Origin of the sequence: Leifsonia sp. 115AMFTsu3.1 (assembly GCF_004362795.1) — a bacterium.
Lineage (GTDB): Bacteria > Actinomycetota > Actinomycetes > Actinomycetales > Microbacteriaceae > Leifsonia.
Genome location: NZ_SNYB01000002.1, coordinates 1,540,246 through 1,562,711 on the forward strand (window position 1 = coordinate 1,540,246; position 22,466 = coordinate 1,562,711).

Consider the following 22,466-nt stretch of genomic DNA (forward strand, 5'->3'; position numbering starts at 1 on the left):
ACGCTAAGGGGAGGCCGTTTCCCGGGGGTGACGCAAATGTTTCCGGCATGTTACGGGTACCCGGGCAGGGGATGCCCGATCGGTGTCGGCAGGGCTCAGGATGCGCTGGGGAGCTCTCGATAGACTCGGCGGGTGCCGCAGAATCCCGCCAACCGCCCCGGCGACATCGCCCCCAGTCGTTACCCGGGGGAGCGCCTCGGACTCCCCGAGGCCGGTCCGCGGTCCGTCGGACGGGTGGGGCGGCGGATCGCGGCGATCGCCATCGACTGGGCCATCGCATCCCTGCTGTCGTTCGCGTTCTTCCGTTACGACTCGTGGGCGACGATCTCGATCTTCGCCGTGCTGCAGATCGTGTTCATCCCGACTCTCGGGGGCAGTGTCGGCCACAGGGCGCTCGGGATGCGCGTCGTCGCCGTGCGCGGCGGCTGGGTCGGGGTGTGGCGCCCGATCGTCCGGACGCTGCTCCTCTGCATCGTGATCCCGGCGCTGGTCTGGGACTCCGACCAGCGCGGCTTCCACGACAAGATCGCCGGCACCGTCCTCATCCGCGCCTGACGCGGTTCCCACACACCGTCGAGTACGCAAAAACTGCACGGTTTCCGGGTGGGATCCGTGCAGTTTTTGTGTACTCGACGGCGGGCGGAGCGGCCCGACGGAGGGGGAGTGCGAGGGTCAGCGCGCGCGCTGGGCGCGCACCTTCATGGGGTCGATGCCCTTCGGGATCGGCATCTGGTTCTCCATCGACTGGAGGCGGTTGCTGATCGCGAGCACCTCGGCCTTGGTGAGGGTCGGCTTGATCTTGGCGAGGGTTCGCGGCACCTTGTGCAGCGGCACGGAGTCGGCGTCCGGCCCGACGCTGATGACGGTGACCGGAACGTTCGGGAGCACGCGGTTCACCTTGCGGCGCTCCTCGTCGATCATGCGCTTGGTGCGGGTCACCGGGCCCTCGCTGATGAGCACAACGCCGCCGCGCCCGGTCGCCCGGTACACCGCATCCTGCGTCTTGCCGTTGACGGCGACGGGCATCTCGGAGCCGCGCCAGCTGCGCTTCAGCGACGAGCGGAGCACAGCGCCGACGGCGCCAGGCTGCCCCTCGATCTGCGAGTACGCGGCACGCTCGGCACGACGACCGAGGATGATCAGCGCGATCAGGACGCCGGCGAGCACACCCGCGAGGATCCACAGCACCATCGTGAAGACGTTGCCGCCGGAGAGGAACACGGCGAGCAGGATGCCGAGGATGATCGGCAGGACAGCCCCGAGGACGATGTACAGCACCGCGCGGTTGTCGTACCGGCGGGTCATCTGGAACACCTGCCACATCTGCTTCAGACGGCCGGGCTCCTTGGTGGACTTGTCCTTTGCCATAGCTCCAAGGATACCGGCTCGGCGGCGTTCCAGATGACCCGTTCGCTGCGGGGAGAGGGCTCTCAGGAGACGGCCTGCGCGAAGCCGAGCGTCGCGTCGGCGAGGTGCCTCAGCTCGTCCGGCACCGGGCGTCCCTTCGCCTGCATGGATTGCGCCCACAGCCGTCCCGCTCGGTACGACGAGCGCACCAGCGGTCCCGCCAGGACGCCGAGGAATCCGATCTCCTCCGCCTCCTGCTTGAGCTCGACGAACTCGTCGGGATGCACCCACCGCGCCACCGGCAGATGGCGCGGGCTCGGCCGCAGGTACTGCGTGATCGTGATGATGTCGGTTCCCGCGTCATGGAGGTCGCGCAGGGCTGTGCTGATCTCGTGGCGCTCCTCGCCCATCCCGAGGATGAGGTTGGACTTCGTGATCAGCCCGGCGGACCGGCCCTGTGTCAGCACGTCCAGCGAGCGGTCGTAGCGGAACGCGGGCCGGATGCGCTTGAAGATGCGCGGGACCGTCTCCACATTGTGGGCGAACACCTCCGGACGGGCGGAGAACACCTCGCCGAGGTGGTCGGGGTTGCCGGAGAAGTCGGGCACGAGGATCTCGACCCCGGTGCCCGGCGACTGGCGGTGGATCTCGCGGATCGTCTCCGCGTACAGCCACGAGCCCTCGTCCTCCAGGTCGTCGCGCGCGACGCCGGTCACGGTCGCGTAACGGAGGCCCATGCGCTGCACGGACTCTCCGACGCGACGCGGTTCATCGCGGTCGAACTCCGCCGGCTTGCCGGTGTCGATCTGGCAGAAGTCGCAACGGCGCGTGCACTGCGAGCCGCCGATGAGGAAGGTCGCCTCCCGGTCCTCCCAGCACTCGTAGATGTTGGGACAGCCGGCCTCCTGGCAGACCGTGTGCAGCTCCTCGGACTTCACCAGGCTCTGCAGCTGCCGGTACTCCGGTCCCATCTTCGCCTTGGTCTTGATCCACTCGGGCTTCCGCTCGATCGGCGTCTGGGCGTTGCGGACCTCGAGGCGCAGCATCCGGCGCCCCTCGGGTACGGCGCTCACGCGACGGCCTCCGCAGCGGTGAACTCCAGGTCGAAGGCGTCCATGACGAGCGGCGCGACGTCCTGCGGTGTAACGGTGCGGCCGAGGACCCGGGAGATCGTGGTCACGCCGGCGTCGCGGATGCCGCAGGCGACGATGCGGTCGTAGGCGTCGAGGCTGTTGGAGCAGTTGAGCGCGAACCCGTGCATGGTGACGCCCTCGGCGACGCGGATGCCGATGGCGGCGATCTTCTCGTCCCTGGTGGCTCCGGAGTTGTGCTCTGGTCGCATCCACACGCCGGAGCGGCCCTCGATCTGCACCCCGGTCACGCCGACGCGCGCGAGCACGTCGATGAGCACCCGTTCGAGCGCGCGGACGTAGCCGACGACGTCGATGGGGTCGTGGAGGCGGAGGATCGGGTACCCCACGAGCTGACCCGGCCCGTGCCAGGTGATCTTGCCTCCCCGGTCGACGTCGACGATGGGGGTGCCGTCGTCGGGACGTTCGTCCGGTGAGGTCCTTTTGCCCGCGGTGTACACCGGCGGGTGCTCGAGGAGGATGACGGTATCGGGCGCCCGGCCTGCGACGACGGCGGCGTGCAGGGCACGCTGCTGTTGAAGGGCCTCGAGATACGGCACGGAGTTGGCGCTTAGCCCCGTGACGTCATACGTGGTCACGGGGCCAGTCTATGCGCGGCGCGCGTTCGGTGTTCACAGGCGGACGAGTGGATGCGTTATGCACAGATCCGCGGACGGACGACCGCGACGTCCGGCGGTGGGATGGGATCGATGTGTGACTTCCTCTCCCGTCTCCCTTCGTTCAGCATCCATCCGACTCCCGGCGTCCGCACGTTCCGCCGACCGCGCCCCGGCCGAGGCGGAACTCCTGCGTGTGGCCCGGACGATCGCCGCCGCCGAAGGGTGGGAGGTGGATGCGCCGACCTGTCAGGTCCGCGGCGAGCCGCCGCACGAGATCCGGGTGGCGGTATCCGGTGGGCGGCTCCCGGAGCGGCGTCTCTTGCGGGTGCGGGAGCGTGCTCCCGGGGTGGCCGCCGACAGTGCCGACATCGCCGCGCGTGCTGCGGCGGTCAGCGAGCATGTGGTCGGTGTGGTGGCACAGCTGCCGGACCGGCGCGTGCGGGGCAGAGAGGTGGATGCTGTGCTCCTGGACTATCCGGAGCACGGAGACCTCGACGGCCTTCTCGCGCGGAGGGACGGCGTGCGTTCGGGCGAGGCGGCGACCATCCTCCTCGGGGTCGCCGCCGGGGTGGCCGCCCTGCACTCCTCCGGCTGGGCCGGACCGGGACTGACCGGTTCGGGGATCGTATTCCTCGGCGACGGCTGTCCGGCCCTCGACGCGCTCGACGACGTGGGGCCGTGGACCGCCGACGCCGCCGTGACGGACGCTGAGCGCTTCTACGCCCTGGCTCGGACGATCTGCCTGAAGGTGGTGGATGGGTTCGGGATGCGGCTGCTGGCCGCTGTCGAAGCCGGGCTCCGTCGCGGGCGCTGGCCGGCCGTCGCGGACTCCGTCCTTCGCGTGGTGGCGCCGGAACCTGTGGGGCTGGAACCGCCCACGCTCGACGACGTCGAGCCCGTCGAACGTCGGACGTCTTCGAGTCGCGTCGGGAGGGCCGCTGTGCTGGTGAGCCGGGCCATGGACCTGCTCGACGGTCGACCGGGGCGTGCTCTCGGTGAACGGATCCGGACGACGTTGCGGCGGAGGCCCGCGTTGGTTGCGGCTGCGGCGGTGCCTGTGGTGGCGGCGCTCGCGTTCGTCGCGCTGTCGCCGGCACCCGGCTCGTCGCCGCAGACGGCGGCGACGCGGATGGCGACACTGGCGCCGACTCCGTCGCCGTTCGGCCGGACGGCTATGCCCACGCCGACGCCGATGCCTTCGTCGTCCGCGGTGGCGCCTCCGGCTGTCGCAGAGGCTGCGGTCGGGGCGGGCGAGGCCACCGGCGGCTCGGCGACAGAGGATCCCGTGGATGCGGCCCGCGCCGTGCTCGACGCTCGGCATTCGTGCTTCACGGCGCGCCCGGCGCTTTCCGACTGCCTGACGGGCGTCCTCGACGAGGGCTCGCCCGTGGTCGCGGAAGAGACGGCTGCGTTGGGTGCGGAGGGTGCCGCCGCGAAGCGGGACTTCAGCGGTGCGACGCTGTCGCTGGTCGAGCGGTGGGGCGGTGCCGCCCTCGTCAGCGCCGCCCCGGACTCCACCCGCACCCCGAAAAGCGAACCGGCCTCGCTCCTGCTGGTGAGGAGCGAGGCCGGTTGGCGGCTACGGGCGGTGTACCCGTGAGCGGATCAGATTCCGAGGTTGGCCTCGAAGTTGCCGCCCTCGAGACGGTTCTTGACCGCGACGAGGAAGCGGGCCGCGTCGGCGCCGTCCACGATGCGGTGGTCGTACGAGAGAGCGAGGTACACGGTCGAACGGATGGCGATCGAATCCGTGCCGTCGGCCGAGATGACGACCGGCTTCTTCGTGACGATGCCCGTGCCCAGGATCGCGACCTGCGGGAGGAAGACGACCGGGGTGTCGAACAGGGCGCCACGCGAACCGGTGTTCGTGAGCGTGAAGGTACCACCGGCGAGCTCGTCCGGCTTGAGCCGGTTGTCGCGGGTGCGCTCGGCCAGGTCGGTGATCTCCTTCGCGAGACCCGCGATGTCGAGCTCGGACGCATTGCGCACCACCGGAGTGAGCAGGCCGCGCTCGGTGTCGACCGCGATCGACATGTTCTCGTGGTCCGGGTACACGATGCTGTCGCCGTCCACCGTCGCGTTGATGACGGGATACGTCTTCAGCGCCTCGGCGGCGGCCAGGGCGAAGAAGGGCAGGAAGGAGAGCTTCACACCGGTCTTGGCGAGGAAATCGCCCTTCACGCGGTCGCGGAGAGCGGCGACCTTCGTGACGTCGACCTCGACGACGCTGGTGAGCTGCGCGGTCGACTGCATCGAGACGACGGCGCGCTCGGCGACGACCTTGCGGAGACGCGACATCGGCTGGGTCGTGCCGCGGAGCGGCGAGACCTCGGGAGCCGGAGCCGCCTCAGCAGCGGGCGCGCCACCCTGAGCCGCGGCCGGGGCAGCAGCCGAGAGGATGTCCTCCTTGCGGATGCGACCGCCGACACCGGTTCCGGTGACAGTGGAGAGGTCGACGCCCTGCTCGTTCGCGAGCTTGCGGACGATCGGGGTCACGTAGCCGGCGTTGCCGGCGTGGGCGCCCGATGACGACCCGCCGGCGGCCGCGGGGGCCTCCGGGGCGGGGGCGGCCTGAGCCGGAGCGGCCGGTGCCGCGGGAGCGGCAGGAGCCGCCTGCGGGGCGGGGGCAGCCTGGGCGGGTGCCGCCTGCTGGGCAGGAGCGGCAGGAGCAGCCGGGGCCGGAGCCGCGGGAGCAGCCGCGGCGGGGGCCTGCTGGGCGGGAGCAGCCTGCTGGGCAGGAGCTGCCTCCGCGGGAGCAGCCTGCGGTGCGGGCGCGGCCTGCTCGGCGGCGGGTGCGGCCTGCTCGGCGGGAGCCGGTGCGGCCTGAGCCGGTGCGGCCTCCGCGGGAGCGGCCTCCGCGGGAGCAGCCTGCTCGGCCGGAGCTGCCTCGGCCGGGGCGGCCTCCGCAGGAGCGGCCTCGGCTGCCGGAGCAGCGGGCGCCTCAGCGCCTGCACCGGAGCCGTCACCGATCGTCACGAGCGCAGTGCCCACCTCGACCGTCTCGTCCTCCTGCACCAGGATCTCCTCGATGACGCCGGCGACCGGCGACGGGATCTCGGTGTCGACCTTGTCGGTCGAGACTTCGAGCAGGGGCTCGTCCACCTCGACACGGTCGCCAACGTTCTTCAGCCAGCGGGTGACCGTGCCTTCCGTGACGCTCTCGCCGAGCGCCGGGAGGCTGACGGATTCGCTCATGAGCTTCTCTCCTTCAAAACCTGATCGTTCAGTAGCTTATTGCAGCCGGGTCCGCGCGGCGCGGACCCGGCTGGTCGTCCTAGAGGGTGTGCAGCGGCTTGCCCGAGAGGTACAGGAACGCCTCGCCGAGGGACTCGTTCTGCGTGGGGTGCGCGTGGATGAGAGGAGCGATGTCCTCCGGGTACGCCTCCCAGTTCACGGCCAGCTGCGCCTCGCCGATGAGCTCGCCGACGCGGGCGCCGATCATGTGAACGCCGACCACGGGGCCGTCGTTGACACGAACGACCTTGACGCTGCCGTTCGTGCCGATGATCTCGCTCTTGGCGTTGCCCGCCAGGCTGTAGTCGTAGCTGCTGACGCTGTCGGCACCGTACTTCTCGGCCGCCTTCGCCTCGGTGAGGCCGATGGAGGCGACCTCGGGGTCGCAGTACGTGACCTTGGGGATGTTGACGTCGGGGATGACGATCGGGTTGAGACCCGCGATCTCCTCGGCGACGAAGATGCCCTGCTGGAAACCGCGGTGCGCGAGCTGCAGGCCGGGGACGATGTCGCCGACCGCGTAGACGCCGGGGATGTTCGTGTGCAGGCGCTCGTCGGTGATGACGAAGCCGCGGTCCATGGTGACCCCGACCTCCTCGAAGCCGAGACCCTGGGTCAGCGGACCGCGGCCGACGGCGACGAGCAGGACGTCGGCCTCGACGGTGTCGCCGTTCTCGAGGGTGACGACGACGCCGTTCTCGTCCTGGGTGACGCCCTGGAAGCGGATGCCGAGACGGTAGTCGATGCCACGGCGGCGGAACGCGCGCTCCAGCGACTTGCTGATCGACTCGTCCTCGTTCGGGACGAGGTGCGGCAGCGCCTCGATGATGGTGACCTCGGAGCCGAACGACTTCCACACGCTGGCGAACTCGACGCCGATGACGCCGCCGCCGAGCACAGCCACCTTGCGGGGCACGAAGTCGAGCTCGAGAGCCTGCTCGCTGGTGATCACGCGGCCGCCGATCTCGAGGCCCGGAAGCGAGCGCGAGTAGGAGCCGGTGGCCAGGATGACGTTCTTGCCGACGATCGTGTCGTCGCCCACCTGCACGGTGGTCGGGGAGGTCAGACGACCCTCGCCCTCGATGACGGTGATGCCGCGCGCCTTCACCAGGCCCTGCAGGCCCTTGTACTTCTTGGCGACGATTCCCTTGCGGTACTCGCTCACGCCGTTGATGTCGACGCCCTGCAGCTGGGTCACGATGCCGTACTTCGACGACTCCCGCGAGTAGTCGGCCACCTCGGCCGCGTGGAGCAGCGCCTTCGTGGGGACGCAGCCGCGGTGCAGGCAGGTGCCGCCGACCTTGTCCTTCTCGATCATGCCGACGGTGAAACCGAGCTCGGCCGCACGCAGCGCTGCTGCGTAGCCTCCACTCCCACCGCCGAGCACCACAATGTCAAAGTTCTGCTCAGACACCCAGCTACTCCCTCGCGCATCAGGATCATGTGACACGATTTGCCGCCCAGAGGGGTGGCTCCGGGAGACGTGTTGATGGGCGGGATTTCCCGCCCATACGACCCTACTACTTCCGGGAAAAGCTCTCGGCCAGACGGATGAGCGCCCTTACGCTGACGGCGGACGGTCCCTTTCCGGTGAATCCGTACGGCGCCGCGGGGCTCTTCGCCGGGCCCGCGATGTCGAGGTGCGCCCACGGGATGCGCGGGGCGTCGTCGGCGTCGCCGGTGCGTCCGACGAACTCCTGCAGGAACACTCCCGCGAGCAGAGCGCCGCCCGCCGTGTTGCCCGGGTTGGCGTTCGCGATGTCGGCCACATCCGAGTTGATCGTCGCGCGCAGTTCGCCGGGGAGCGGCATCGGCCAGAGCAGTTCGCCGCTCTCCTTGCCCGCGGTGAGCACCTGGTCGACGAGGTCGTCGGAGCCCATCACGGCGGCGTACCGGGTGCCGAGCGCGACCATCGCCGCGCCCGTCAGTGTGGCGACGTCCACGATGGCGTCGGGCTGCTCCTCGCTGGCGGCGACCAGGCCGTCCGCGAGCACGAGCCGGCCCTCGGCGTCGGTGTTGAGCACCTCGACGGTGCGTCCGCCGCGGATGCGCAGCACGTCGTTCGGACGGATCGCCGACCCGGACGGCATGTTCTCCGCCAGGCACAGCCACGCGGTGACGCGCACGGGGAGCGCGAGGCGGGCGGCGGCGAGCACCACGCCGAGCACCGTCGCGGCGCCGGTCATGTCGTACTTCATCCCGACCATCCCGGTCGCCGGCTTCAGCGACAGGCCGCCGGAGTCGAACGTGATGCCCTTGCCCACCAGCGCGAGGTGCCGCTCGGCGCCGTCGGGGGAGTAGGCGACCTTGACGAGCCGCGGCGGCCGGGTCGAGCCCTGTCCGACCCCGAGGATGCCGCCGAACCCCTCGACCGCGAGCTGCTCCTCGTCCCAGACGGTCACCGTCACGGGGAGGTCCGACGACGCCGCCTGCGCACGCTCGGCGAACGTCTCGGGGTAGAGGTCGAGCGGGGGAGTGTTCACCAGATCCTTCACGAGCGCAGCAGCCTCGGCGACGGCGGTGGCGCGGGCGATCAGCGCTCCGCTGTCCGACGCGGCGCCGAGCACCTCGACGGACCCGACGGGATCCTTGGTCGCCGCACGGCTCTTCTCCCGGTACTCCGTGAAGGCGTAGGCGCCGAGAGCCGCACCTTCGAGCACCGCGCCGAGCTGTGCATCGCCCTCGGCGGGGAGATCGAGCGCGACCGCGGCGGTGCCTGCCAGCTGCCGCACGGCACTCCCCGCGGCGTAGCGGAGGGCGTCCTCTCCGCCCTCGGGCAGCCCGATCACCGCGAGCGACGGACCCGAACCCTGCCCGGGCAGCCGGACCAGCTCGTCCTTGCCACCACTGAATCCGACATCCCGCAACTGCTGCGCGAGCTGGTCGCGGTCGGCGCCCGACAGCACGGTCACGCTGTCGCGGGCGACTCGCGCGGCGACGACGAGCACGTCGGCGGGGCCGGAGGGGGTGGATGCGTCGGTCACGGTCAGCGCAGGAACGGTCATGCCTCGACCCTAACGCGCACGCGCGTTCCGTCCCGGCCGCCGGCCGTGTTCGCTGTGGGCGTTCCCGCACCCGGCGCGGACCCGGCTCCCCTCGCCGGGGTCCGCTCTAGAGTTGAGGTATGCGTGACCCCGGCGAACTGTTCGAGCTCAACCCGGCACTGGCCGTGCCGGAGGGATTGCCGCTCGTCGCGGGGCTGACCGGCTTCGCCGACGCGGGCTCCGGCGTGAGTCAGCTGGGCACCTACCTGCTCGGCACGCTCGACAGCGAGGTGGTCGCCACCTTCGACGCCGACATCCTCCTCGACTACCGTGCCCGTCGCCCCATCATCTACTTCGATCAGGACCACCTGACCGACTACCAGCCGGCGACTCTCAAGCTGTACCTCGCCTACGACGAGCTGCGTCAGCCGTTCCTCCTGCTCTCCGGGTTCGAGCCGGACTTCCGTTGGGAGGCCTTCACGGAGGCCGTGCTCGGTCTGATCGAGCGCTACAAGGTGAAGAGCGTGACCTGGGTCCACTCCATCCCGATGCCCGTGCCGCACACCCGGCCGATCGGCGTGACGGTGAGCGGCAACCGCACCGACCTGATCGACTCGATGTCCATCTGGAAGCCGCACACGCAGGTCCCCGCGAACGCCCTGCACCTGCTCGAGTACCGCCTGCAACAGCTGTCGTACCCGATCGCCGGCTTCATCCTGCTCATCCCGCACTACCTCGCCGACACCGAGTACCCGGCCGCGGCCATCGCCGCCCTCGACTCGATCAGCGCGGCCACGGGTCTCATCTTCCCGACCGACCGCCTGCGGCAGGAGGACCGGGAGTTCGTCGCGAACATCGACGAGCAGGTCGCCGGCAACGCCGAGCTCGGCCGCCTGGTGGGAACGCTGGAGGAGCGGCACGACTCCTATATGGAGGACACGCAGCTGCGCTCGCCGCTGACCGACAGCGACGGCGAGCTCCCGAGCGCCGACGAGATCGCCGCCGAACTCGAGAACTTCCTCGCCTTCCGCCGCCACGGCGACGAGGAGAACGGGCGCGGCGAGCGCTGAGCGCACACGCCCGAGTGGCAGCCGCGTCGCCCCGGAGGAGCCCCTCCGGACCGCGGGCATAGGATCATTCGGTGAATTCGCGTCGCTCCTGGGTCGTCTACGGGATCGGTGTCTTCGCCTACCTGATCGCGGTCATGCAGCGCACGACCATCGGCGTCGCCGGTGTGGCCGCGACCGACCGCTTCCACGTCTCCGCGTCCGTCCTGTCGACGCTCGCGGTCGTCCAGCTGATCGTCTACGCCGGGATGCAGGTCCCGGTCGGTGTGCTCATCGACCGGATCGGGTCGCGCGTCCTGATGATCGCGGGAACCGCACTCATGGTGGTCGGGCAGGTCGCCGTCGCACTCGCGCCGAGCATCGCCATCGCGATCGTCGGACGCATCCTGGTCGGGGCGGGTGACGCGACCGTCTTCACGTCGCTGATGCGGCTCACCAACTCCTGGTTCCGCGGGAAGATCGTGCCGCAGCTGTCGCAATGGATCGGCAATGTCGGCCAGCTGGGACAGGTGCTGTCGGCGGTTCCCTTCGCGCTGCTGCTGCACCTCTCCGGCTGGACGGTCGCGTTCCTCACCGCGGCCGGCCTCTCCGTGATCGCGTTGGTGGGCATCGTGGCTGCGGTCACCGACCGGCCGGTGGGGGCGAGCGAGGGGCCCAGGCCGGTCTCCTGGTCGGACTCCTTGCGGCAGCTGCGGATCAGCCTGGCGCGCCCCGGCACGCAGCTCGGGTTCTGGTCCCACTTCGTCACGCAGTCCTCCGGCACGGTGTTCAGCCTCATGTGGGGCATCCCGTTCCTCGTCTTCGCGATCGGCATCGAGCCGGCGGAGGCGTCCGCGCTGCTCACCGTGCTCGTCGGCGCCGGCCTCATCTCTGGGCCGATCCTCGGCATCCTCACCGCCCGCTTCCCGATGCGCCGCAGCAACCTGGTGCTCGGGATCGTCGCCCTGATGGCCGCCGCCTGGACGCTCGTGCTGCTCTGGCCAGGGAAGCCCCCGCTCTGGACGGTGATCGTCCTGATCGCGGCGATCGGCATCGGCGGCCCCGGATCGCTCATCGGCTTCGACTTCGCGCGCACCTTCAACCCGCTGCACAGCCTGGGGTCCGCCAACGGGATCGTCAACGTCGGCGGCTTCCTGGCGAGCTTCGTGATGATGTTCCTGATCGGCGTGTCGCTCGACGTGCAGGCGCACGGAGCGGGTGGGGATGCGGAGCTCTACCAGCTGGACCACTTCCGCTGGGCGTTCGCCATCCAGTACGTGATCGTCGGCATCGGGGTGGGTTTCCTGGTGCACGCGCGACGCCGCACACGACGCAGATTGAAGGACGACGAGGGAATAGAAGTGGCCCCTCTGTGGGTTGCACTCGTCGGAGCGTGGAGGAGGCGCGGCGGGCGCGAAGCGCTGTAGGGGCGCAGGCGGCGTCCCGATTCGATCCGATATGGCCGTACGTGGTCGGGGGCTCACGTGGAACGTGCAATAATTGACGTCTGGACCCGTTCATGTCCCTGGGCCGGAGCATTCGACGATGCCCGGCGCAATCACCCAGGACTTGACATGGGTCTTAGTAGTGTCCGCACGCAAACCCTGAGCCAGGCTCGGCCGTCAGGATCCCGGCCCCTCTGCTTGGTATGAAAGGTGTTCACATGGCAACCCGTGCAGCAACGAAGACCCGCGATGCGGAGGTCGAGGTCGAAGAGACCGTGACCGTCGCCGCGGACGAGACGGCGAAGCCCGCCAGGAAGACCGCCACGAAGGCGGCTCCGAAGAAGGCTGCGACGAAGACGGCTGCGAAGAAGCAGACCGCGTCGAGCAAGGCGAAGGGCAGTGCGGCGGACGACGACGACGAGATCGACGACGACGCCGAGGTCGAGATCGACGTGGAGGACGTGGCCGTCGTCGCGGACGACGACGCGGCGGCGGACGACACCGACGACGCGGAGACGACCGACGAGGCCGACTCCGACGACGCCGATGGCGACGAGACCGAGGGCAAGACGCCCGCGATCACCATCCCGGTCGGCGACATCCCGCTGCCGACGGACGCGCTCGTTCTGCGCGCCGTCGACGAGGATGACGACATCCCCGTCTACTCCTCGACGATCACCGGCGCGACGGCCGACCCGGTCAAGGACTACCTGAAGCAGATCGGTAAGGTCCCGCTTCTGAACGCGGCCGAAGAGGTCGAGCTCGCCATGCGCATCGAGGCCGGTCTGTTCGCCGAGGACAAGCTCGCGAACACCCCGAACCTGAGCAAGGAGCTGGAGCGCGAGCTGAAGTGGGTCGCCCGCGACGGCCAGCGCGCGAAGAGCCACCTGCTCGGCGCGAACCTGCGCCTCGTGGTGAGCCTCGCCAAGCGCTACACCGGTCGCGGCATGCAGTTCCTCGACCTCATCCAGGAGGGCAACCTGGGCCTCATCCGTGCCGTCGAGAAGTTCGACTACACGAAGGGCTTCAAGTTCTCGACCTACGCGACGTGGTGGATCCGTCAGGCGATCACCCGCGCGATGGCGGACCAGGCGCGGACCATCCGCATCCCGGTCCACATGGTGGAGGTCATCAACAAGCTGGCCCGCGTGCAGCGCCAGATGTTGCAGGACCTGGGCCGCGAGCCCACCCCCGAGGAGCTGTCGAAGGAACTCGACATGACCCCGGAGAAGGTCATCGAGGTGCAGAAGTACGGCCGCGAGCCCATCTCGCTCCACACCCCGCTGGGTGAGGACGGCGACAGTGAGTTCGGCGACCTGATCGAGGACACCGAGGCGGTCGTCCCGGCCGACGCGGTGGGCTTCACGATGCTGCAGAAGCAGTTGGAGAGCCTGCTCGACTCGCTCTCCGAGCGCGAGGCGGGCGTCATCCGCATGCGCTTCGGCCTCGGCGACGGCATGCCGAAGACGCTCGACCAGATCGGCGACACCTTCGGTGTGACGCGTGAGCGCATCCGCCAGATCGAGTCGAAGACGATGGCGAAGCTGCGTCACCCGTCGCGCTCGCAGTCGCTGCGCGACTACCTCGAGTAAACCGGTGCGCTACCGACTGGCGGTCATCGCCGGCCGCCTCGCCCGCTGGCTTCTGCGCCTGCGGGGAGGCGGCTCCGCGGTCCCCGGCCGTGTCGCGCTGGCCATCGCACCGAAGTTCCTGGAGCGTGCGGTCAGCCGCCTTCCGCTCGGCGTCGTCTTCGTGTCCGGCTCGAACGGCAAATCCACGACGACGAACATGCTCACCGCGATCCTGCGCGAGCACGGTCTCGACGTGTTCACGAACCCGTCCGGCGGCAACCTCCCGCAGGGCATCGCGTCCGCGCTGCTCGCCGACGTGCCGCTCGACGGCTACGTCCGAGGCGACGTCGGTGTGATCGAGGTGGATGAGGCCTACGGCGTCGACCTTGCGCGCGTGCTGAAGCCGCGCGGCTCGCTGCTGCTCAACGTCCAGATCGACCAGCTGAACCGCTTCTTCGAGCCGACCCGCGTGATCGGCATGCTGCGTTCCATCGCGGAGGGCTCCTCGGAGTTCGTGGTCGTGAACGCGGACGACGACAGCCTCGCCCGGGTGGGCGCCGAGCTGGCCGCGCAGGGGCGCGACGTCTCCACGTTCGCCGTTGCGCCGTCCATCATCGAGTCGTCGCCCAATGGGCTGGCCAACGTCAAAGACCTCACGGGCGCGGCCGCCGGCGCTCTGCCCATCCCGTCGGTGTTCGTCAGCAAGCTCGAAGTGCAGAGCGCTCAGCTGACCATCGGCGGCGAGAACGTCCGCATCGGCCTGCCCGCGCGCGGCCTGCACTACGCGGTGGATGCGGCGGGCGCGACCGCGATGGCGCGCCGGCTGCTCGGCGACCGCTTCCAGCCGAACGCCGTCGTCGCCGCCATGGCGGCCCTCCGCACGGTCTATGGCCGCGGGGAGACGCTGCACGTCGGCGACGAGGACATCGAGATCATCATGATGAAGAACCCGCCGAGCCTCCAGCTGAACCTCGACTACCTGAGCGAGTCGCCGGAGCAGGTGTTCGTCTCGGTCGACGAGGGCACGCCCGACCCGTCGTGGGTGTACGACATCGACCTGTCGAAGCTGACCCACGTGGATGTGGTGTCCGGCACGAAGGCGTGGCAGTTCGCGACGCGCTTCGCCTACGCGGGTATCGATGTCGACCAGGTCGTGCCGGAGCTGAAGCCCGCGCTGCAGGCGTTCCTGGCGCTGCCGAAGCCGTCACGCGGCACCAAGACGATGATCGTGAACTATGAGCAGATGATGCTCATCCGCAAGCAGCTCGGCTTCCTCGACCTGGAGGGCGGCGAGCGATGACCGTGCTGCGCATCCTGCACCTGTATCCCACCGAACTCGGGATCAACGGCGACGCGGGCAACGTGCTCGCGCTGGCCGAGCGGGCTCGTTGGCGCGGAGTCGACGTCGATGTCGTCGATCACGCGCCCGGCGCGGAACTTCCTGCCGCCGTGGACCTCGTCCACGTCGGTTCGGGTCCGCTGTCGGCGCAGCGCGCCGTCCACGACGACGTTCTCCGGATCGCGCCGCAGCTGCGCCAGTGGCGGGATGCCGGGGTGCCGTTCGTGGCGATCGCCGGTGGCTGGCAGCTGCTCGGAACCCAGCTCGAGACCCCGGAGGGTGACGTGCTCGCCGGTGCCGCGGTCTTCCCGACGCGCGCCGCTCTCGGTGGCAAGAGGCACGTCGGCGAGATCGTGGTGCGGCTGGCGGACGGCACGACCATCGCCGGCTTCGAGAACCACTCGGCGCGCACCGTCCTCGACGGCGCCGAGCCGCTCGGCCGCGTCGTGCGCGGCACAGGGAACGACGGGTCGGTGGAGGGCGTCCTGGTCGGATCCTCGATCGGCACTCACCTGCACGGTCCGTTGCTGCCGATGAACCCCGTCCTGGCCGACCGGCTGCTCAGCACGGCCCTCCGCGGCGAGCTGCCGCCGGTGCCGCAGACGGAGCGAGTCGACCGCTACGCGACCAACGCGCGGCGCGCGATCGCGGACCGCCTCGGCGTCTCCCTCTGACTCACGCCGACAGCTCCTGACTTTTTCGCGCCCGTGCCGGCGTGTCGGCCGAAAAACTCAGGAGCTGTTGGCTGGGGTCAGTTGACGTAGACGCGGGGGACCCGGGTCGCGACGCCGGTGATCATCTCGTCGGCGATCGTCTCCGCCCAGTCGGCGTACTTCTCGGCGGTGGGCTCGCCGTCCGTCCCCGGGCCGAACAGGATGGCGGTGTCGCCGACCTCGACGCGGTGCGCGCCCGCATCCACCAGCATGCTGTCGGCGGCGACCTCGATGACGGGGCAGCGGCGGCCGTTCAGCTGAATGGATGTCTTGGCGATTCCGAGCGTCGGAACGCCGTCGGCGTAGCCGATCCCGAGCCGGGCGTGTGTCGTGCCGCCGACGTGCACCTCGGTGACGGGAGCCTCCAGCCGCATCGCGGGGATGAGGCCCAGCTCGCCGCCGGTCGAGTCGTCGAACGGGGAGAAGCCGTACGCGGCGATGCCGAACCGCACGAAGTCGAAACGCGCTTCCGGCATCCGGATGCCCGCGGAGCTCGCGGCCAGGTGCAGCACCTGGAACGATGCTCCCAGGCGCTCCGCCTGGACGACCGCCGAGCGGAACTCGGCAAGGGCTGCCTCGTCGTCGGCGAGCGAGGCGTCGGCCAGGTGCGACCAGGCGGCACGGATGCGGATGACGCCGCGCTCCTGCAGGTCGAGGGCGGCACGGATCAGACCGGGCCACTCCTCGCGGGTGGCGCCGTTGCGGCTGAGGCCGGTGTCCACCTTGAGGTGCACGACGGCGGGACGGTCGGCGCCGGCCGCAGCGATGGCCTCCAGCTGCCAGAGCGCCGAGATGCCGAGTTCGATGTCGGCCTCGATGCCCGCGCGCCAGTCGGTGTCCTGACCGTGCAGCCAGGCGAGGAGGGGGACGGTGACGCCCGCATGCCGGAGGACGAGCCCGGCCGGGATCTCGAGCACGGCGAGCGAGGTCGCTCCGGCCTCCAGCCCCGCTTCGGCGACCGGGAGGAGTCCGTGGCCGTAGGCGTCCGCTTTCACGGCGAGCATAGTCTGCGCCGGCGCGATGAGCCGCGTCAGATGGGCGACGTTGTGCCGCACGGCGGCGAGGTCGATGACGGCGCGGGGGAGCGGCTCGGCGACGGCGTCCACGATGGTCACGCGCTGTACGTCCTCTCGATGCGCCGGCCCAGCCGGCTCGTGATGACCGGCGCGGCGACGCCCAGCGCATCCGCCCAGTCCCGAACAGTCGGTTCTCCGCGGTCCGGGTCGCCGAACAGGATGACGGAGTCGCCGGGCGCGGCGGAGTCGTCGCCGATGTCGACGACGAACTGGTCCATGGCGATCCGTCCGGTGATGCGGCCGACGGTGTCGCCGACCTTGACGGGCGCCTTGTTGGAGGCGACGCGCAGGATGCCGTCGGCGTAGCCGAGCGCGACCAGCACGAGGGTGCTGGGCCGAGCGGTGCGGTACGTGTAGCCGTAGGAGACGCCGCGATCCGCGGGGACGCGCTTGACGGCGATGATTTCGCCCTCGAGGCGCATGGCCGGGGCGGACGGGCGGTCGGCGTCGAGCCCGAAGAGCTCAGGGCCGATGAGAGCGCCTGTGGGCGTGGATGCGGGCCGGCGGCTGCCGACGGTCGCCTCGACGGGTAGACCCTCGTCGGCGATGGCCGCGGCATCCTCGACCCGGGATACGAGAAAACCGCCGACCCCCGCATCCGTCAGCGCACGAGCCACGGGGATGAGCCCGTGTCCGTACGCGTCGGCGCGGAGATCGGCGGTGCAGTCGGGGAGCGACGCGATGGCGGCGGCTGCCGTCGAGCGGATGGCGGAGAGGTCGATGTGGGCGCGTCTGCGCACAGCCGTTCCTGGTGTCATCCTCCGGTCAGCCTCGCGATTCGCGATGCGGCCGCGTTACGCGCGCTGCTCTTCGAACAGGCGAGCGGTCTCGTCGTGCCAGCTGTGGGCGATCTGAGACAGCTTCTCCTGGTGCTTCTTGCCGTGGTGGGCGCAGAAGAGAAGTTCGCCGTTATTGACAACGACACGGATGTACGCCTGCGCTCCGCAGCTGTCGCAACGGTCCGCGGCCGTCAACTGCGGCCCCGATGCGAGCTCGTCAACCGCCCCGTTCTCCGAGGTGAGTGTCGACATGTGATGCTCCTTTCCGTCGCAACCGCTTGAACTCGGTACGTCTATAGAACCACGGATGCCGGGCAATCAGGCGCGCATTGGCTGCTATTTCGCTCAACGCGTAGCCTCGGCGCCCGACTCGTGTCGGTGACGTAGGCTGCGCCGCTCGGCGCTTACTCTGGAGAGGCACGTGCGTCCGCACCCGATGGACGCACCGGAACCACAAGGAGCACCCGTGGCGAGTTCGGACTATTCGGCCAGGCACCTCTCGGTGCTCGAGGGGCTGGAGGCCGTGCGCAAGCGCCCGGGCATGTACATCGGCTCCACCGACTCCCGCGGTCTGATGCACTGCCTGTGGGAGATCATCGACAACTCGGTGGACGAGGCCCTCGCCGGTCACGGGTCCGACATCGAGGTCATCCTGCATGCCGACGACAGCGTCGAGGTGCGCGACCGCGCCCGCGGCATCCCCGTCGACATCGAGCCGAAGACGGGCCTCTCGGGTGTCGAGGTCGTCTTCACCAAGCTGCACGCCGGCGGCAAGTTCGGCAGCGGGTCGTACGCGGCCTCCGGTGGCCTGCACGGCGTCGGCGCGTCCGTCGTCAACGCTCTGTCGGAGCGCCTCGACGTCGAGGTCGACCGCGACGGCAAGACGTGGGCCATGTCCTTCCACCGCGGCGAGCCCGGCACCTTCGACGACAAGAAGGGTGAGCCCGGCCCCGACAGCCCGTTCACCCCGTTCGTCAGCGGCAGCGAGCTGCGGGTCGTCGGCAAGGTGGCGAAGGGCGTCACCGGGACGCGCATCCGCTACTGGGCCGACCGCCAGATCTTCACGAAGGGCGCCGAGTTCTCGACGGACGACCTCGTCGGTCGCGCCCGGCAGACGGCGTTCCTCGTTCCCGGCCTCTCCATCTCCATCGACGACAAGCGCCCGGGAGCCGACGGCGCGGAGACGGGCCGCACGACGTTCCGCTACGAGGGCGGCATCTCGGAGTTCGTCGACTTCCTCGCGCCGGACAGCCCCATCACGGACACGTGGCGGCTCACGGGTGAGGGGCACTTCACCGAGACCGTCCCCGTGCTGTCGGAGACCGGCGCCATGCTGCCCACCGAGCTGAGGCGCGACTGCCAGGTCGACATCGCACTGCGCTGGGGCACCGGGTACGACACGGTCATGCGCAGCTTCGTCAACATCATCGCGACGCCGAAGGGCGGCAGCCACCAGGCCGGGTTCGACCAGGGGATGCTGAAGTTCCTCCGCCAGCAGGTGGAGCAGAACGCGCGGCGGCTGAAGGCGGGGAACGACAAGCTCGAGAAGGACGACGTCATGGCCGGTCTCACCGCCGTCCTCACCGTCCGCCTTCCGGAGCCGCAGTTCGAGGGTCAGACCAAGGAGATCCTCGGAACGCCCGCCGTGCGTGCGATCGTCGCCAACGTCGTCCAGAAGGCCATGGCCGAGCGGTTCGGGTCGTCGAAGCGCGACGACAAGGCGCAGTCGGCGCTCGTCCTCGACAAGGTCGTCGCCGAGATGAAGTCCCGGATCTCGGCGCGCGCTCACAAGGAGACGCAACGCAGGAAGAATGCGCTCGAGACCTCCTCCCTCCCTGCGAAGCTGGTCGACTGCCGCTCCAACGACGTCGCCAACAGCGAGCTGTTCATCGTCGAGGGCGATTCGGCGCTCGGGACCGCCCGCCGCGCGCGCGACAGCGAGTACCAGGCGCTGCTGCCCATCCGCGGCAAGATCCTGAACGTGCAGAAGGCGTCCATCTCGGACATGCTGTCGAACGCCGAGTGCGCGGCGATCATCCAGGTCATCGGCGCCGGCTCCGGCCGCAGCTTCGACCTGTCGGTCGCCCGGTACGGCAAGGTCATCATCATGTCGGATGCGGATGTCGACGGTGCGCACATCCGCACGCTGCTGCTGACGCTGTTCTTCCGTTACATGCGGCCGATGATCGAGGAAGGCCGGGTGTTCGCCGCGGTGCCGCCGCTGCATCGCGTCGTGGTCGTCAACCCCGGTTCGAAGCCGAACGAGACGATCTATACGTACTCGGAGGCGGAGCTGCAGGCCGTGCTCGCCGACCTCAAGAAGCGCGGCAAGAAGTACCAGGAGCCGATCCAGCGGTACAAGGGACTGGGCGAGATGGATGCGGACCAGTTGGCCACAACGACGATGGATCGGGCGCACCGGACGCTGCGGCGCGTGCGCGTCCCCGACGCCGAGGCGGCGAACCGCGTCTTCGAGCTGCTGATGGGCAACGACGTCGCCCCCCGCAAGGAGTTCATCATCGCGGGCGCCGACGACCTCAGCCGGTCCCGCATCGACGCCTGACCCGCTCCGCTCTTCGCCCCCCGTCGAGTCCGCAAACTTTGCACGCCCACGCGGCGCGTGGTGTGCAAAGTTTGCGGACTCGACGGTGGGGGTTCGGCGCGAGGGGAGGGGCGCGGGGTCAGCCGATGCGGCGGCCGATGGAGCCGACGACCGTGTCGAGCGGAGTGCCCGAGCCGTCGCGGCGCGAGCCGCCCTCGGGGAGGTTCCGCGCGGCACCGTCCGGCGCGACCGCGTGAGCGGGTGCCGGGCCGGCCCAGGCGAGCACGAGCTCGTTCTCGCCCTTGAGGAACCGCTGCGCCCGCACACCGCCGGTCGCGCGCCCTTTCGCGGGGAACTCCGCGAAGTCGCTGACTTTGGCCGTGCCGGGGTCGGCGCCGGGGAGCGTGGCGTCGCTGGCCGCGATGGTCGCGACGACCGCTGTCTCGGCCTCCTCGGCGGAGACGGCACCGAAGTAGATGACGCGCGCGCCCGCACCGAGGTTGATGCCCGCCATTCCGCCGGCCGCCCGGCCCTGCGGACGGACGCTGGACGCGGCGAACCGCAGCAGCTGGGCGTCGCTGGAGACGAACACGAACTCGTCCGCGTCCGTGACCGTCGTGGCCCCGACCACCTCGTCGCCGTCCTTGAGCGAGATGATCTCGAACTCCGGCTTGTTCGCCCAGTCGCCCGCGGCCACACGCTTCACGACGCCTTGGGCGGTGCCGAGCGCGATCGTGCGCTCCGAGTCGAGTGAGGCGAGGGCGAGGATGCGCTCCTTCTTGTCCGCGAGCGCGAGGTAGTCGCCGACTTTCACCCCCGCGGCCAGCTGGATGGAGTTGGCCGGCACAGCGGGAAGGTCGACGGGGGAGAAGCGGATGAGCCGGCCGCGGTTCGTCACGGCGCCGATCTCGCTGCGGCTGGTGGTGTCCAGCTGCGACAGGATGGCGTCGTGCTTGCTGCGGCGGGCTGGCGCCTGGATGCGGTCGAGGCCGCCCTCCGCACCGTCGGCGCCGACGACGGCATCCACGCGCAGGATGCGCCCGGTCGTCGACAGGAACACACGCGTGGGCACGTCGGCGACCTCGAGCTGCACGGTGGCCGCCTTGCTGCGCGATGCGCCGGCGATCGACGGCTTGGCCTCGGTGAGCAGGGTGCGGCGCGGGGTGCCGAACGTGGCGGCCACCCGCTCCAGCTCGTCCGACACCAGGTCGTTGATGGCCTGGCGCGACGCGAGCAGCGCCTCCAGCTCGTCGATCTCGCGGCGGAGCTGGTCGCGCTCGGTCTCGAGCTCGATCCGGCTGAACTTCGTGAGGCGGCGCAGCCGCAGCTCGAGGATGTAGTCGGCCTGCAGCGTACTGAGGTCGAACACCTGCATCAGGCGGCCGCGCGCCTGCTCCGTGTCGTCGGACGTGCGGATGACCTGGATGACCTCGTCGATATCGAGGATGGCGATGAGCAGGCCTTCGACCAGGTGCAGCCGCTCTTTGCGACGGGCGAGGCGGAACTGCGAGCGGCGGGTGACCACGCTGATGCGGTGGTCGAGGTACACCTGCAGCAGGTCGCGCAGGCCGAGCGTCTGCGGTCCGCCGGCGACCAGGGCGACGTTGTTGATCGCGAAGCCCTCTTCGAGCGGCGTGTACCGGTAGAGCTGCTCGAGCACCGCCTCCGGGCTGAACCCGGTCTTGAGGCCGATGACCAGCCGGAGGCCGTTCTGGCGGTCGGAGAGGTCGGTGACGTCGGAGATGCCGTTGAGCTTCTTGGCGTTGACGCCGTCCTTGATCTTCTCGATCACCTTCTCGGGGCCCACCAGGTAGGGCAGCTCGGTGACGACGAGGCCGCTCTTGCGCGCGGTGATGGATTCGACGGTCACCTTGGCGCGCATCCGGAAGCTGCCGCGACCGGTCGCGTAGGCGTCGCGGACACCCGCGAGGCCGGCGATCGTTCCGCCGCCGGGGAGGTCGGGGCCGGGGACGTACTCCATCAGGTCGTCGAGCGTGGCGTCCGGGTTCTCGAGGAGGTGCCGGGCCGCGCCGACGACCTCGATGAGGTTGTGCGGCGCCATGTTGGTGGCCATGCCGACGGCGATGCCGCTCGCGCCGTTGACGAGCAGGTTCGGGAACGCCGCGGGCAGCACATCCGGCTGCATCAGCTGGTTGTCGTAGTTGGGGACGAAGTCGACGACGTCCTCGTCGAGGTCTTCCGTCATCGCGAGGGCGGCGGCGGCGAGGCGTGCCTCGGTGTATCGGGCGGCCGCGGGGCCGTCGTCGAGCGAACCGAAGTTGCCGTGCCCGTCGACCAGCGGGACGCGGAGGGTGAAGTCCTGCGCCATCCGCACCAGGGCGTCGTAGATGGCGCTGTCGCCGTGCGGGTGCAGCTTTCCCATGACCTCGCCGGTGACACGCGCCGACTTCACGTGGCCGCGGTCGGGGCGGAGGCCCATCTCCGTCATCATGTACAGGATGCGGCGCTGCACGGGCTTGAGGCCGTCGCGGGCGTCGGGGAGGGCCCGCGAGTAGATCACCGAGTAGGCGTATTCGAGGAACGAGCCCTGCATCTCGGTCGTGACGTCGACGTCTTCGATGCGTTCCGTCGTTCCGGCGGCGGGCTTGTCGTCTGCAGGTGTCATTCGGGCATTCTGTG

Annotated in this window: 18 protein-coding genes; 8 read left to right on the forward strand and 10 right to left on the reverse strand. The window is 70.0% G+C overall.

Going from position 1 to position 22,466, the window contains the following annotated elements:
* The first annotated feature begins 132 nt into the window (after positions 1–132).
* Complete coding sequence (locus AXZ95_RS18420) at positions 133–555, forward strand: RDD family protein (protein WP_018191310.1); 423 nt, start codon at positions 133–135, stop codon at positions 553–555.
* Positions 556–672: 117 nt separating this feature from the next.
* Here the strand turns inward: AXZ95_RS18420 and AXZ95_RS18425 are convergent, their stop codons facing one another.
* From AXZ95_RS18425 to lipB, 3 genes are all read right to left on the reverse strand, one after another.
* Positions 673–1,368 carry a DUF4191 domain-containing protein gene (locus tag AXZ95_RS18425; protein WP_018191309.1) on the reverse strand — a complete coding sequence of 232 codons (696 nt, stop codon included), beginning with the start codon at positions 1,366–1,368 and terminating at the stop codon, positions 673–675.
* A 62-nt stretch (positions 1,369–1,430) separates the two neighbouring features.
* Positions 1,431–2,420: a lipoyl synthase gene (gene lipA, locus AXZ95_RS18430; protein WP_026307205.1), complete on the reverse strand. Its 990-nt coding sequence runs from the start codon at positions 2,418–2,420 to the stop codon at positions 1,431–1,433.
* Positions 2,417–3,076: a lipoyl(octanoyl) transferase LipB gene (gene lipB, locus AXZ95_RS18435; RefSeq protein WP_018191307.1), complete on the reverse strand. Its 660-nt coding sequence runs from the start codon at positions 3,074–3,076 to the stop codon at positions 2,417–2,419. The genes lipA and lipB overlap by 4 nt, the downstream gene beginning before the upstream one ends.
* A gap of 115 nt (positions 3,077–3,191) precedes the next feature.
* Between lipB and AXZ95_RS18440 the strand changes: the two genes are divergently transcribed.
* A complete protein-coding gene (locus AXZ95_RS18440) occupies positions 3,192–4,697 on the forward strand; it encodes a hypothetical protein (protein WP_133638951.1) in 1,506 nt (501 codons plus the stop codon).
* A gap of 5 nt (positions 4,698–4,702) precedes the next feature.
* On the opposite strand, the gene sucB is transcribed toward AXZ95_RS18440, so the two are convergent.
* From sucB to AXZ95_RS18455, 3 genes are all read right to left on the reverse strand, one after another.
* Positions 4,703–6,292: a 2-oxoglutarate dehydrogenase, E2 component, dihydrolipoamide succinyltransferase gene (sucB, locus tag AXZ95_RS18445; RefSeq protein WP_018191306.1), complete on the reverse strand. Its 1,590-nt coding sequence runs from the start codon at positions 6,290–6,292 to the stop codon at positions 4,703–4,705.
* Positions 6,293–6,371: 79 nt separating this feature from the next.
* Positions 6,372–7,745, reverse strand: coding sequence for a dihydrolipoyl dehydrogenase (gene lpdA / locus AXZ95_RS18450; RefSeq protein ID WP_026307203.1), 1,374 nt, complete (start codon positions 7,743–7,745; stop codon positions 6,372–6,374).
* A 106-nt stretch (positions 7,746–7,851) separates the two neighbouring features.
* On the reverse strand, positions 7,852–9,336 hold the full coding sequence (locus AXZ95_RS18455; RefSeq protein WP_018191304.1) for a leucyl aminopeptidase: 1,485 nt from the start codon (positions 9,334–9,336) through the stop codon (positions 7,852–7,854).
* A 119-nt stretch (positions 9,337–9,455) separates the two neighbouring features.
* Here AXZ95_RS18455 and AXZ95_RS18460 point away from each other — a divergent pair, with 119 nt between their 5' ends.
* The 5 genes from AXZ95_RS18460 (at position 9,456) to AXZ95_RS18480 (ending at position 15,390) form a co-directional block, all read left to right on the forward strand.
* A complete protein-coding gene (locus AXZ95_RS18460; protein WP_018191303.1) occupies positions 9,456–10,385 on the forward strand; it encodes a PAC2 family protein in 930 nt (309 codons plus the stop codon).
* Positions 10,386–10,456: 71 nt separating this feature from the next.
* Positions 10,457–11,788, forward strand: a complete 1,332-nt coding sequence (locus AXZ95_RS18465; RefSeq protein WP_018191302.1) for an MFS transporter — start codon at positions 10,457–10,459, stop codon at positions 11,786–11,788.
* A 236-nt stretch (positions 11,789–12,024) separates the two neighbouring features.
* Positions 12,025–13,398: an RNA polymerase sigma factor gene (locus AXZ95_RS18470; protein ID WP_018191301.1), complete on the forward strand. Its 1,374-nt coding sequence runs from the start codon at positions 12,025–12,027 to the stop codon at positions 13,396–13,398.
* A gap of 4 nt (positions 13,399–13,402) precedes the next feature.
* Positions 13,403–14,677, forward strand: coding sequence for a MurT ligase domain-containing protein (locus AXZ95_RS18475; protein ID WP_018191300.1), 1,275 nt, complete (start codon positions 13,403–13,405; stop codon positions 14,675–14,677).
* Complete coding sequence (locus AXZ95_RS18480) at positions 14,674–15,390, forward strand: hypothetical protein (RefSeq protein ID WP_018191299.1); 717 nt, start codon at positions 14,674–14,676, stop codon at positions 15,388–15,390. The genes AXZ95_RS18475 and AXZ95_RS18480 overlap by 4 nt, the downstream gene beginning before the upstream one ends.
* A gap of 77 nt (positions 15,391–15,467) precedes the next feature.
* Here the strand turns inward: AXZ95_RS18480 and alr are convergent, their stop codons facing one another.
* From alr to AXZ95_RS18495, 3 genes are read right to left on the reverse strand one after another with little or no spacing between them, the layout of a single operon-like run.
* A complete protein-coding gene (gene alr / locus AXZ95_RS18485; RefSeq protein WP_018191298.1) occupies positions 15,468–16,544 on the reverse strand; it encodes an alanine racemase in 1,077 nt (358 codons plus the stop codon).
* Positions 16,541–17,245 (reverse strand): alanine racemase C-terminal domain-containing protein, encoded by a 705-nt coding sequence (locus tag AXZ95_RS18490; RefSeq protein ID WP_018191297.1) that lies wholly within the window; start codon positions 17,243–17,245, stop codon positions 16,541–16,543. The genes alr and AXZ95_RS18490 overlap by 4 nt, the downstream gene beginning before the upstream one ends.
* Before the next feature lie 54 nt (positions 17,246–17,299).
* Positions 17,300–17,536, reverse strand: a complete 237-nt coding sequence (locus AXZ95_RS18495) for a hypothetical protein (RefSeq protein ID WP_018191296.1) — start codon at positions 17,534–17,536, stop codon at positions 17,300–17,302.
* Positions 17,537–17,750: 214 nt separating this feature from the next.
* Here AXZ95_RS18495 and AXZ95_RS18500 point away from each other — a divergent pair, with 214 nt between their 5' ends.
* On the forward strand, positions 17,751–19,847 hold the full coding sequence (locus AXZ95_RS18500; RefSeq protein WP_018191295.1) for a DNA topoisomerase IV subunit B: 2,097 nt from the start codon (positions 17,751–17,753) through the stop codon (positions 19,845–19,847).
* A 118-nt stretch (positions 19,848–19,965) separates the two neighbouring features.
* Here the strand turns inward: AXZ95_RS18500 and AXZ95_RS18505 are convergent, their stop codons facing one another.
* A complete protein-coding gene (locus tag AXZ95_RS18505) occupies positions 19,966–22,452 on the reverse strand; it encodes a DNA topoisomerase IV subunit A (protein WP_018191294.1) in 2,487 nt (828 codons plus the stop codon).
* Positions 22,453–22,466: the final 14 nt, after the last annotated feature.

What these genes read in the sequence shown, in the direction of transcription:
- AXZ95_RS18425 (WP_018191309.1), bottom strand. Translation starts at nt 1,368, where the DNA reads ATGGCAAAGGACAAGTCCACCAAGGAGCCCGGCCGTCTGAAGCAGATG.
- sucB (WP_018191306.1), bottom strand. Translation starts at nt 6,292, where the DNA reads ATGAGCGAATCCGTCAGCCTCCCGGCGCTCGGCGAGAGCGTCACGGAA.
- AXZ95_RS18455 (WP_018191304.1), bottom strand. Translation starts at nt 9,336, where the DNA reads ATGACCGTTCCTGCGCTGACCGTGACCGACGCATCCACCCCCTCCGGC.
- AXZ95_RS18460 (WP_018191303.1), top strand. Translation starts at nt 9,456, where the DNA reads ATGCGTGACCCCGGCGAACTGTTCGAGCTCAACCCGGCACTGGCCGTG.
- AXZ95_RS18470 (WP_018191301.1), top strand. Translation starts at nt 12,025, where the DNA reads ATGGCAACCCGTGCAGCAACGAAGACCCGCGATGCGGAGGTCGAGGTC.
- AXZ95_RS18480 (WP_018191299.1), top strand. Translation starts at nt 14,674, where the DNA reads ATGACCGTGCTGCGCATCCTGCACCTGTATCCCACCGAACTCGGGATC.
- AXZ95_RS18495 (WP_018191296.1), bottom strand. Translation starts at nt 17,536, where the DNA reads ATGTCGACACTCACCTCGGAGAACGGGGCGGTTGACGAGCTCGCATCG.
- AXZ95_RS18505 (WP_018191294.1), bottom strand. Translation starts at nt 22,452, where the DNA reads ATGACACCTGCAGACGACAAGCCCGCCGCCGGAACGACGGAACGCATC.